This is a genomic window from Cupriavidus sp. 05T42 (assembly GCF_056396345.1).
In genome coordinates this window covers 1-11,127 of sequence record NZ_JBFTLH010000012.1, presented here as the reverse complement: position 1 = coordinate 11,127, position 11,127 = coordinate 1, and the positions used below count along the sequence as shown (strand labels likewise).

The 11,127-nt window shown below is 67.1% G+C and carries 12 protein-coding genes; 1 reads left to right on the top strand and 11 read right to left on the bottom strand.

The window, feature by feature from the left end; translation table 11 throughout:
• Window position 1: 1 nt before the first annotated feature.
• From AC1EJR_RS17065 to paaA, 7 genes are all read right to left on the bottom strand, one after another.
• The gene (locus AC1EJR_RS17065) at window positions 2–643 is read right to left on the bottom strand and encodes a TetR/AcrR family transcriptional regulator (protein WP_092300025.1); all 642 of its coding nucleotides are present in this window, start codon (window positions 641–643) and stop codon (window positions 2–4) included.
• Window positions 644–650: 7 nt separating this feature from the next.
• Window positions 651–1,448 carry a DUF1835 domain-containing protein gene (locus AC1EJR_RS17060; protein WP_477147304.1) on the bottom strand — a complete coding sequence of 266 codons (798 nt, stop codon included), beginning with the start codon at window positions 1,446–1,448 and terminating at the stop codon, window positions 651–653.
• A gap of 150 nt (window positions 1,449–1,598) precedes the next feature.
• Window positions 1,599–2,690, bottom strand: coding sequence for a 1,2-phenylacetyl-CoA epoxidase subunit PaaE (gene paaE / locus AC1EJR_RS17055; protein ID WP_092300019.1), 1,092 nt, complete (start codon window positions 2,688–2,690; stop codon window positions 1,599–1,601).
• 27 nt (window positions 2,691–2,717) lie between these two features.
• Complete coding sequence (gene paaD, locus AC1EJR_RS17050) at window positions 2,718–3,329, bottom strand: 1,2-phenylacetyl-CoA epoxidase subunit PaaD (RefSeq protein WP_255370957.1); 612 nt, start codon at window positions 3,327–3,329, stop codon at window positions 2,718–2,720.
• Window positions 3,330–3,349: 20 nt separating this feature from the next.
• On the bottom strand, window positions 3,350–4,198 hold the full coding sequence (gene paaC, locus AC1EJR_RS17045; protein WP_477113504.1) for a 1,2-phenylacetyl-CoA epoxidase subunit PaaC: 849 nt from the start codon (window positions 4,196–4,198) through the stop codon (window positions 3,350–3,352).
• Window positions 4,199–4,210: 12 nt separating this feature from the next.
• The gene (gene paaB, locus AC1EJR_RS17040) at window positions 4,211–4,525 is read right to left on the bottom strand and encodes a 1,2-phenylacetyl-CoA epoxidase subunit PaaB (protein ID WP_092300010.1); all 315 of its coding nucleotides are present in this window, start codon (window positions 4,523–4,525) and stop codon (window positions 4,211–4,213) included.
• 21 nt (window positions 4,526–4,546) lie between these two features.
• A complete protein-coding gene (paaA, locus tag AC1EJR_RS17035; RefSeq protein ID WP_454757390.1) occupies window positions 4,547–5,563 on the bottom strand; it encodes a 1,2-phenylacetyl-CoA epoxidase subunit PaaA in 1,017 nt (338 codons plus the stop codon).
• A gap of 257 nt (window positions 5,564–5,820) precedes the next feature.
• Between paaA and AC1EJR_RS17030 the strand changes: the two genes are divergently transcribed.
• The gene (locus AC1EJR_RS17030; RefSeq protein WP_092300003.1) at window positions 5,821–6,288 is read left to right on the top strand and encodes a universal stress protein; all 468 of its coding nucleotides are present in this window, start codon (window positions 5,821–5,823) and stop codon (window positions 6,286–6,288) included.
• Window positions 6,289–6,292: 4 nt separating this feature from the next.
• Here the strand turns inward: AC1EJR_RS17030 and AC1EJR_RS17025 are convergent, their stop codons facing one another.
• The 4 genes from AC1EJR_RS17025 to AC1EJR_RS17010 all read right to left on the bottom strand — a co-directional run bounded on the left by AC1EJR_RS17025 (window position 6,293) and on the right by AC1EJR_RS17010 (window position 10,880).
• Window positions 6,293–6,571 carry a DUF1488 family protein gene (locus tag AC1EJR_RS17025; RefSeq protein ID WP_092300000.1) on the bottom strand — a complete coding sequence of 93 codons (279 nt, stop codon included), beginning with the start codon at window positions 6,569–6,571 and terminating at the stop codon, window positions 6,293–6,295.
• 99 nt (window positions 6,572–6,670) lie between these two features.
• Window positions 6,671–8,782 carry an FUSC family protein gene (locus AC1EJR_RS17020; protein WP_454757389.1) on the bottom strand — a complete coding sequence of 704 codons (2,112 nt, stop codon included), beginning with the start codon at window positions 8,780–8,782 and terminating at the stop codon, window positions 6,671–6,673.
• Window positions 8,783–9,164: 382 nt separating this feature from the next.
• Entirely contained in the window at window positions 9,165–10,409 is a 1,245-nt protein-coding gene (locus AC1EJR_RS17015) for a nucleoside recognition domain-containing protein (protein WP_092299994.1), read from the bottom strand.
• Between the two features lie 84 nt (window positions 10,410–10,493).
• Window positions 10,494–10,880 (bottom strand): DUF488 domain-containing protein, encoded by a 387-nt coding sequence (locus AC1EJR_RS17010; RefSeq protein WP_092299991.1) that lies wholly within the window; start codon window positions 10,878–10,880, stop codon window positions 10,494–10,496.
• Window positions 10,881–11,127: the final 247 nt, after the last annotated feature.

Sequence of the window (11,127 nt, the reverse complement as noted above, 5' to 3'; positions counted from 1 at the left end):
TTCAGGGCTGGGCCGGCGCGCTGCGTGCCAGCCCGTCGGCCAGCCCATTGGCCAGGCCGTTGTCGAGCAGGTCCACGACCATCTCGGCGAACTGGCCGTAAGACAGCTTGCCGCCCGGCTTGAGCCAGGTGAAGGTCCAGTTGATCATGCCGAACACGGTCATCGCCAGCGCGGTCTGGTTCTCGCGCGTGACGCGCGCCGGGTAGGCCAGCCGCAGCTTGCGGGAGAAGGCCGCCACCACGTCGCGCTCGCGCTTCAGGATCAGGTCGCGCTGTTCGTCGGCCAGGAACTTGACGTCGTTGATCAGCGCGATGTGCCGAGTTTGAGACGTTTCGTATTCGGCGAGGAAGGCGCGTAGCAGATCGCCGAAACTCTCGGCGTCGGTACGGCCCTGACGCTCGCTCTCGGCTTCCACCTGGGTGACGATCAGCATCAGCTGGCGCGTGTAGCGGTCCAGCAGGTCGAACAGGATCGCTTCCTTGCTCTCGTAATAGTGATAGAGCCGCGCCTTGGACGTGCCGCAGGCCGCCGCGAGGTCGGCCATCGACGTGCTCGGGTAGCTGCTGGCCGCGAAGGCGGCGGCGGCCAGGTCCAGGATCTGCTCGCGTTGTGCCTCGAAATCGGGCGCCTTGGTTCTTGCCATGGGCCGCTTATTCCGCGCTCGCGCTGAGGGGGTTGCGGCGCAGTTCGCAGGTCTGGAGCGAATCGGCGTTGCCGCGCAGCATGAGCTGCCCGGTGCTGATGAGCTCCCGGCAGCGCCAGAACACGAACCAGTCGCTCGCCAGCAGGCCTTCGATGGCGCCCATGACGCTGGCGACCACCTCGGCGGCCGGCTTCCAGTCCTCGGGCGCGCGCTCCAGGATCACGTCGTCGACGTTATGGTAGGCGGCCGGCACGAGCGTATTGCCCTTCCAGAGCCGCACGTCGGCGTTCTCCTTCACGTTCTGCTGCCACTCGTAGCCCAGCCGGCCCAGCCGCAGCACCGAGACCGGCGCGATGGTCGAGAACCGCCGCGCCAGCCGCGCGGCCGGGTACATGCCGATGGCGGCGAGGTTGCCCTGGGCGGGTACCTCCAGTTCGCGCAGGTCCATCGACACTTCATTGATCCGCTGGGGCGCCTGGTACAGGTGGAAGACCACCCGGCGCAGCATGAGCTGGTCGGAGGCGCTCTGGCCGTGCCAGATGGCGACCTCCAGGTCGTCGCGGCGTAGCGCCTGGAGCTGGTCCAGCGCCTGGCGCATCTCGGCCGCAAAGTCGATATCGGTATGGGGCGCCACCCGCTGCCAGAAGCCGGAGCGGATCAGGCCGGTGCTGTCCACATCCGCGATGGGGCCGACGGCCAGGTCGTYGCGCAGGACGACCACCGGATCGGGACGGGCCGCCTGGGCCAGGGCCTGGCGCAGCGTGTTGCCCGCAACATCGCCGTTGACGACATGGATATATTGCATGACCGTGATTGTATAGGGTGCGACGTGTCCCGGCGGAACCCCGGCCGCCATCGGTCCCGCCGTTGGCGAACGGCCCTGTGGCGGACGATGCGACGCATGGAGCGTGTCCCGCCATTGTAATCACGGCGACAGTCGTGCCACCAGCAACAACTAGCGTTCGTCGTAGCTGACCACCACCCGGGGCGTGAGCGCGCGCGCCTGGCAGGTGAGCACGAACCCTTTTTCCATCTCCCACGGCTCCAGCGTGTAGTTCTTCTCCATCTCGACCTTGCCTTCGAGCACCTTGGCGCGGCAGGTGCAGCAGACCCCGCCCTTGCAGGCGTAGGGCAGGTCCAGACCGGCTGCCAGCGCGGTGTCCAGCACATTGGCGTCCTCCAGCGGCAGGCGCATCTTGTGCTGCTTGCCGTCCAGCACGACCACCAGTTCGGCGGTGCCGGCGTGGCTCGCGTGGTGTTCCGTCGACGTTTTACGAGGCGCGGACGCTAGCGGCACGCCAAAGCGTTCGGCGTGGATCTGGTGCGGATCCAGGCCCGCTTCCTTCAGCGCCGCCTCCACTTCGTCGATCATCGAGGCCGGGCCGCAGACAAAGGCGGCGTCGATATCGTCGACGGGAATCAGCGTTTCCAGGAAGGCGGCCACCCGGGCGCGGTCGAGCCGGCCGTGCAGAAGATCCACCTCCTGTGGCTGGCGGGACAGCACGTGGTAGAGCGTGAAACGGGACAGATACTGGTTCTTCAGATCCTCCAGCGCCTCGGAGAAGATGATGCTGTCCACGCTGCGGTTGCCGTAGACCAGCGTGAAGCGGCTGCGCGGCTCGCGCGCCAGCGTGGTACGGATCAGCGACAGCACCGGCGTGATGCCGCTGCCGGCGGCAAAGGCCACGTAGTGGCGCGCGGCGGCGGTGTCCAGCGGCACGTGGAAGCGGCCATCGGGCGTCATCACCTCGAAGACCTGCCCGGGCGCCACGGTGTCGTGCAGCCAGGTGGAGAACACGCCGTCGTCCACCAGCTTCACGGCTACGCGCAGTTCGCCGCGCTCGTCGTAGTCCTGCACCCCGCAACAGATCGAATAGGAGCGACGCACGTCCTTGCCGTCGACGGGAGCCTTCAGCGTGAGGAACTGGCCCTGCGTGAAGCGGTAGGCGTCGCGCAGCGGCTCGGGCACCTCGAAGGCGATCGACACCGTGTCGGACGTTTCCGGGCGTACCTGCGCCACGCGCAGCGGGTGGAACTGTGGGGTCATCGCGTGTCTGCCTCTGGCTTTCTGGACTTAATACGGCTTGAAGTAGTCGAACGGCTCGCGGCAGTCCAGGCAACGGTGGAGCGCCTTGCACGCCGTGGAGGCAAAGCGCGATAGCTCCTCGGTATGCGTGCTGCCGCAATGGGGGCAGGCGATGGCCGGGGTTGCGTGGGGTAGGGCGCGTGGGACAAAGCGCAGCGGCCTGACCGTCGCGCTCGCGCCGATCTCGCTGTCTTGCGATCCGCAACGCCCCGGCGGGGCGATGCCGTACGCGCGCAGGCTGGCGCGGCCGGCCTCGGTGATCCAGTCAGTGGTCCAAGCCGGCGCCAGCACCGTGCGCACACGCCACGGCGCCAGTCCGGCGGCTTCGAGCGCGCGGCCCACGTCTTCCTCGATCTGGGACATGGCCGGGCAGCCGGAGTAGGTCGGCGTGATAACCGCCTCGAGCGTCGCGCCATCGTCGGCCAGCCGTACGTCTCGCAAAATGCCGAGATCGCGGATCGACACGACCGGGATTTCGGGGTCCGGCACGGCCTCCAGCGCGGCCCACGCGGCGGCGAGGCGTTCGTCGGCCGAGCGCGGGCCGGTMGCGGTGGCGACCGGGAAGGCCGGTGCGAAGGGGGAGGTGACAGTCGACGCCATCCGCATGACCGGACCCCCGCCTACCACTGCGCGCTGGGGTGGGCGCGTGCCAGCCCCTGCATTTCGGCCAGCAGGTAGCTCATGTGTTCCGAATGCACGCCGAGCTTGCCCGTGGAGACGAACGCCGAGGGCGCCGGCAGGCGCAGCGTGGCGTCCTCCAGGGTGGCGTGGACGATGGCCTCCCAGGCGTCGCGCAGGCTTGCCGTCGGCACGGCCACGCCCTGGTCGGCGGCGGCCTGCTCGACTGGATCGGGCGCGAAGCACTCGTTCATATAGGGCAGCAGGTGGTCCAGCGCGCGCTGCATGCGGACGTGGGACGCATCGGTACCGTCGCCCAGCCGCACCACCCATCCCGCCGCATGCTGCAGGTGGTAGCGCGCCTCCTTGGCCGATTTGGCGGCGATGGCGGCCAGCCCCGCGTCCTGGCTGGTCTCCAGCGCGGGCCAGAGTGCGGTCATCAGAGCCCCGTATAGGAAATTTCTCATGATGGTGACCGCGTAGTCGCGCTCGGTCCGGGCCGTGCCGGCCAGCGGGCCGGTGTGCGGCAGCTCCAGCAGCGTCCAGTTGCGGAACTCGCGTTCCTCGCGCCAGTACGCGTACTCGTCCTCCTGGCGCGCGCGGCCGGTGAGCCGGCCTTCGAGTTCGCCGGCATGGGCGTACAGCAGCCGCGCCTGGCCGATCAGGTCCAGGCTGATGTTGGCCAGCGCGATGTCTTCTTCCAGCGCCGGGCCATGGCCGCACCATTCGGCGTTGCGCTGGCCCAGGATCAGCGCGTTGTCGGCCAGCCGCAGCACGTACTGCAGCGGCGCGGTGCGGGCGAGGTCGTGGGAGCTGTTGAGGGCGCGATCGTCGCCGACGAGGGTCTGCATCATGGGCCGGCCTTACATATGGTTGACTTCGTCGGGGAGCTGGTAGAACGTCGGGTGCCGGTAAATCTTGTCGGCGGCCGGATCGAACAGCTCGGCCTTCTCCGCCGGCGCGCTGGCCGTGATGGCGGACGAGGGCACCACCCAGATCGACACGCCTTCCTGCCGGCGCGTGTAGACATCGCGAGCCATGTGCAGCGCCTGCTCGGCGTCTGCGGCGTGGAGGCTGCCGCAATGCTTGTGCTCCAGTCCCTGCTTGCTGCGGACGAACACTTCCCACAGCGGCCATTCCTTCTTGCTCGGGTGCGTCTCAGGTGTCGATTGCGCCATGTCTGTCTCCTTGGGCGGCGGTCAGGCGGCTTCGCGCTGCGGTCGTTCGGCGCGGCGGCGGGCGTGGGCCAGCGCGGCCTCGCGCACCCAGGCGCCGTCTTCGTGCGCCTTCACGCGCGTGGCCAGCCGCTCCTTGTTGCAGGGGCCGTCGCCATTGATCACGCGCCAGAATTCGTCCCAGTCGAGTGGGCTGTAGTCGTGGTGGCCGCGCTCGGCATTCCATTTCAGGCCGGGGTCGGGCAGCGTCACGCCCAGCACCTTGGCCTGCTCGACGGTGGCATCKACAAATTTCTGGCGCAGGTCGTCGTTCGAGATCCGCTTGATGCCCCAGGCCATGGTCTGGCCGCTGTTGGTGGAGGCGGCGTCCGGCGGGCCGAACATCATCAGCACCGGGAACCACCAGCGGTTCACCGCGTCCTGGACCATCTCGCGCTGGGCATCGGTGCCGCGCATCATGGCCAGCAGGGCGTCGAAACCCTGGCGCTGGTGGAACGACTCCTCCTTGCAGATGCGGATCATCGCGCGCGCGTACGGGCCGTACGAGCAGCGGCACAGCGGAATCTGGTTCATGATCGCCGCGCCATCGACCAGCCAGCCGATCACGCCGACGTCCGCCCAGGTCAGCGTCGGGTAGTTGAAGATCGACGAATACTTGGCGCGGCCGGTGTGCAGGGCATCGACCAGATCATCGCGCGAGGCATTGAGCGTTTCGGCCGCGCTATATAGATAGAGGCCGTGGCCGCCTTCGTCCTGCACCTTGGCCAGCAGGATGGCCTTGCGCTTGAGCGACGGCGCGCGGCTGATCCAGTTGCCCTCCGGCAGCATGCCGACGATCTCCGAATGCGCGTGCTGCGAAATCTGGCGCACCAGGGTCTTGCGGTAGGCGTCGGGCATCCAGTCCATCGGCTCTATCTTGCCGTCTTCCGCCATGCGCGCGTCGAACGCGGCCTGGCGCGCGGCGAGGCCGGCGTCCTGCGGGCCGCCATGCGGCGTGGCGGCGCTGGGCTGGCCGGGCAGGTCGAGACTCTGCGTGTACATAACGTCTCCTTCTGATGGGTGGCCGCGCGGTGGTTGTTCTTGTCGAGGCTGGACGGCGGCGGCGGGTCTGCTCACTATATATATAAACCGACCGGTCGGTCAATTTAATGGCGTATGGATGGGTGCGCGTAATGGGTGATCCGCCTATCCCATTTTCAGAATCGGCTCATCACGTGGGTTTGGCGCCACGTGTAGTATCGGATGTAGCGGTCGCGGCACGGCTGCGGCGCTTCTCTCTTCTATCGGAGGACAAGGCAATGACTAGCACGGCTTACAACCGGATCGTGGTGGCGGTGGATGGCAGCAGCACGTCCGACCTGGCCCTGCGCGAGGCCCTGCGGGTGGCCGGCGGCGGCTCGACGATCCTGGCGCTCTATGTGGTGGACAACGGCGTGATGCTGTTCGACGCGGGCTACTACGACCCCACGCAGATCGAGCGCGCCTTCGCGGACAGCGGCAAACGCGCGCTGGAGGCGGCCGGCAAGGTGCTGGGCGACGCCGGTGCGACGTTCGAGACGAAACTGGTGACGGAGCCTGCCGTGGCCGGCGACATCGCCGGATCGATCAATGAAGCCGCGCGCCAGTGGGGCGGGGACCTGCTGGTCATCGGCACCCACGGCCGGCGCGGCGTGCGGCGTATCGTGCTCGGCAGCGTGGCCGAGGCGGTGATCCGTCAGGCGACGATGCCGGTGCTGCTGGTACGCGGGCAGGCGGCCGAAGGCTGATCGATCAGTCCGCGAAGCGGAAATGCCCGCTGCGCAGGACGATCTCGCGCGCCTTGGTCAGCTCGAACAGGGTTTCCGCCAGATGCTCAATGCGCTGGCGGTGACTCGTGAACGCGGCGCGCAGGTCGTCTTCGCGCGGCGACTGGGCGCCACAATGGTTCTCGAGCGCCTCGGCGGTCACGGAATACTGCGATGAATTGCCATTGACCGTAGCGGGGCACGATAGCGTCAGACTGGCGGCGCAGTAAGACGGAACGCTGGTCGGGAAGGAGATTTGAGCCATGGCGCACCTCGTACTTGTCGGGAACGGGGAAACGGCGGATATCCAATCATTCTAGGATAGTTGCGAGCGCCTGCCCGAACGCCGAAATGCCGGGCTATCTCATCCCGCCTTGACCCCGCGCAAGCGCGAGCGCGTCGCCAGCGCCTGTTCCGCCACCAGGGTGCGCAGCCTGGCGACCGTGTGATGCGCGGCATCGATATGGTTGTCCGCGTAGCCAGCCTGTTCCGCCAGAAATCGGTCAAAGGGCGGATCGGCGGGCGTTAGCGGTGCCAGCCGGGCCGGCGCCACCGCTGCCGTCACGCCGGTGTGACCCGGTCGGACGGCCACCTCGGCCAGTCGGGCCTCCAGATCGCCAAGCAGTGCCTGCACGGCCGGCACGGGCTTCGTGTAGATCTCCCCCGATTCGGTGCCGGCACGCAGCAGCCCTGCCAGTGCGGCCATTCGCCGCGCTGTGGCATGCAGGGTGCGATGAGTGACCGCCAGCGCCGGATCCAGTTCGGCCGCACATTGGGCGAGCGTGTCCTCGGCACGGGTGGAGGCGCGGCCGGCAGCCACGCGCAGCGCCTCGAGCCGGGCTGGCGCCGCCGACAGCGCGCGCGCCGCGCTGATCGAGGCGCGGAGGTAGACCGCGTTGACCGCGAGCGCATCCAGGCTGTGGCGGAACGCGCGCGACAACTCCGCACGTGGCGCCAGCACCACATAGCTGGCCAGCGCGATCAGGCAGCCGATGGCCGTATCGGCGCCGCGCAATGCCGCCACGTGGCTGCTGCTGGCGGCGGGCTCGCCGAGCCAGGAGAACAGGATGACCGCTGGCGTCAGGCAGAACGCGAACGCGCCGGCATTGCCGGCCAGCCGCGTCGCATAGGCGGCGGCGAGGAATACCGCGCTGATGCCGAGCGCCAGCGTCGGCGTGGGGTGCATCAGGCTGATGCCGCAGGCCAGCAGCGCACCGCCCAGCGAACCGGCAAAGCGCAGAAACGAGATCTGCCGGGTGGTTTGCAGGCGCGGGCTCAGCACCATGATCACGGTGACGGCCACCCAGTAGCTGTGATGGACCTGCCAGATCTGCGACGGCAACAGGCTCAGCCCGCCCGCCAGCGCCAGCCGGAGCGCGTGGCGCGACACCCGGGCATCGCGCGCGGCGAGGTCGGCCAGCGTATGCGCCAGGCGGTCGAGCATGGCCGTGACGCCGGTATTCGGCCAGACGAAGCGCTCGCGCCATCGATCGAAACCGGGGTGCTGGGCCAGCGCGGCCAGGGCGGATTGGTAAGGGGGCGGCGCGGAGGCATTGGGGCGCTGCGCCACGAGGCCACGCAGGTCGCGGGTCAGCATCGCGCTCAGTGCCGGCAGGTCCGGGGCATGACGGGCGAGGGCCTGGCGAACCTGCTCCTGCGTATCGGCGAGGCAGCGCGCGGCATAGGCCAGCGGCAGGCCGTGGGTGTCGCCGGCGCGCTCGCGCAGTTCGCCAGCGACGATCAGCAGGGCGAAGATGGCGTCGGCCACCGCCACGGCGTAGGCGTAGTGGAGCAATCCCAGCGGGTCTCGCAGGCCACGCCGGGCGGTCACGGCGGCGCGCGCCGCTTCGATACGAAGGCGGATTTCCTGCTTATGTGGCGTGCTGTCGTGGGCGGGCGCGGTAGTCGCCAGGAAATCGGCAAAGCGCAGCAGGGCGTCGTAGACGGCGACTACCTCCGTCCGCGGCCGGGTGTCGCGCTGGGAGGGAATCAACAGCAGGCAAACCAGGCAGGCAAAGACGCCGCCTAGCAGGTAGTCGACGCTGCTCGTCCACGCGTAGGTGGCGATCGGTAAACCTTCGGCCGGCTGCAGGCAGGCGGCGATGAGCACCACGTAGAGCAGCTTGAAGCACAAAGCGGCTGCGGGGCCGCGTAGCTCGACCAAACCGGCCACCAGCCCTGCGGCTAGCACCACGAGCAGTGCCAGCAGCGGCGACCCCGAAAGGCTCGCGCCCAGTGCGCTGGCCAGCGCACCGCCGATGCCCACGGTGCCCAGCGCACGCATGCGGGCGGCCGCCGTGCCTTGGCGATCAGCCAGGCAGGTCCAGATCGATGCCGTTGCCGACCAGAGATAACCGTGTTCGCCAGTCAGCCAGCCGGTACCGGCCAGCGCCAGGAAAGACAAGGCGTAGACGATGCCACGCCGCAGGTAGGCGGTATCGGGCCAGTATCGGAGAAGGCGCGCAGCGGTAGGCATCGCAGGCAAATTAGGAGAGCGGCGGGGTGTCAGGGTTATTGCTGATGCCACTCTACGATGCTGATTGGTGCATCGCAACAAAGGTGTGGGTTTTCTGCGATTTGCGCGGCAACTGTGCGCGCTTGCACCACGACGGGGAAAAGTGACGCTGACCGGTGCAGATGTCACATTCGTGATGTAGACCGATCAAAAACCGCCTATCGATCTGAGGATTCCACAGATTTTGGGCAAAAAAAACCCGCGCAAGTGATGCGCGGGTTGGAATCCACCGAGGTGGTGGAGGAGACAGACTTCACTATACACAGGTTGTTGCKACGCACCAAGTCCCGCGTTCGAGAATGACTTCAAAAGCGCACAATCACGTTGCATTGGGACAACAGCGCTATCGAAAGAGGTAGGCGATCCACACGGCGGCGGTCATGCCGACCACATCGGCGAACAGCGCACAGCCCAATGCGTGACGGGTATTGCGCACATTGACGCTACCGAAATAGACGGCCATCACATAGAAAGTGGTCTCGGTCGAACCCTGGATGATCGCCGCGAGTCGGCCCTGGAAGGAGTCGACGCCGTAAGTGCTCATCACATCGACCATCAGCCCGCGCGCGCCGGCGCCGGACAGGATCTTCATCAGGCCGACTGGCAGCGCGGGAACGAAGTCGGTATTGAGTCCCAGCCACGCGAATCCGGCTGACAGGCCCTGCATGAGCACGTCCATGCACCCCGAGGCGCGGAACAGTCCGATCGCCACGAGGATCGCCACTAGATAAGGAATGATCTGCACCGCGACGCCGAAGCCTTCCTTGGCGCCATCGATAAAGGCGTCGTAGACATTGACCCGCCGCACCGCGCCGCAAACCAGGAACAGGGTGATCAGCGACAGGATGAAGGCGCTGCCGGCGAGCGCGGCCAACTGGCTCACCTGATCCGGCGGCGCCTGCCGCAGCCAGACGAACAGCCCCCCGACAGCCGCCGCCGTGATCGCGAACGCGGCCAGCACGGCGGGTTTGAGCAGGTTCAGTCGCTGCACCCAGGCCACGGCCAGCAGCCCGGCCAGGCAGGAGACGCCGGTGGCGAGCAGCGTCGGCAGGAAAATATCGGCCGCATTGAAGCCGGTGAGCCCCTGCTTGACGGCCATCGCCTGGCGGATGGCGATGACCGACGTGGGAATCAACGTCAGCCCGGCCGTGTTCAGGACGATGAACATGATCTGGGCGTTGCTGGCGGTGTCCGGCTTGGGATTCAGCGTCTGCAGCTCGCGCATGGCGTTGAGCCCGAGCGGGGTGGCGGCGTTGTCCAGGCCGAGCAGATTGGCGGACACATTCATCATCATCGCGCCCTGTGCCGGGTGGCCCTGCGGCACGCCGGGGAAGAAGTGACGCAGCAATGGGTTCATGGCCCGGGCGAAGAGATCGACCACGCCGGCCCGCTCGCCAATCCGCATGATGCCAATCCAGAGGCACATGACGCCGGCCAGCCCAAGAGAAATCTCGAAAGCGGTGCGCGCGTTGTCAAACAGGCTGGCGAGCATGGCCGGGAAGACCGCCGTGTCGCCGTGAGCCAGCCGCACGCAGGCGGCCAGGAAGGAAATCAGGAAGAATCCAAGCCAGACGAGGTTCAGTGCCATCGACGTATGAGAGGCCAGTGAGAAGCTTCGCCTTGCCTGCTTACTAATAAGGAGGCGGCGAAGCTTCGCATCATATCGTGCGGATTACGCCAGGTCGGCGCCGCGCTTGGCCAGCAGGTCGCGCAGGATGCTGCGGTGACAGTGAGATTCGTCCTCGCAATAGCAACCGAGCGAGAAGTTCGTCTGATGGGACAAGGCTGCAAGGAGATCTAGCGTGCGGCTGGCATCGGGCTCGGCCATCTCGGCACGGTACTTCTTCTCGAAGGCACGCCACGCCTTGCCGTCCGTGGCGGCCTGGGCCTGCGCGACGAGGTCCGTGGATGGTGCAAGCGCCGGGTACCAGACATCGTAATAGTCACGGCAGGCGAACTCAGCCTTTGGCACCCCGCGCGGCGGCCGTCGCACCGTGCCCATGCGCAGCCCCTCATCCTCGGCGCGCGGCGATCCTAATCTCACGATACGGATGGTCATGGTTTCCTCGTTTTGTGCTCTAAACGGCACCWGAGATGAACTTGAGAATTATTTTGCGAAATCGCTTGCCAGCCTGCCATCAGTCGCCTACTATTCGTCCCCTCGCAACACAAACCGCGCTGCAAACGCAGCAGCKACAAGGGTTGCGGGGTTGATGGGTGGTCGGGCTGAGGAGTTTTCCAGCGCTGACCGCAKCGAAAAAAACTTCGCTGACCTGTTGACGAAACGCAGGTTGTTCTTCATAATC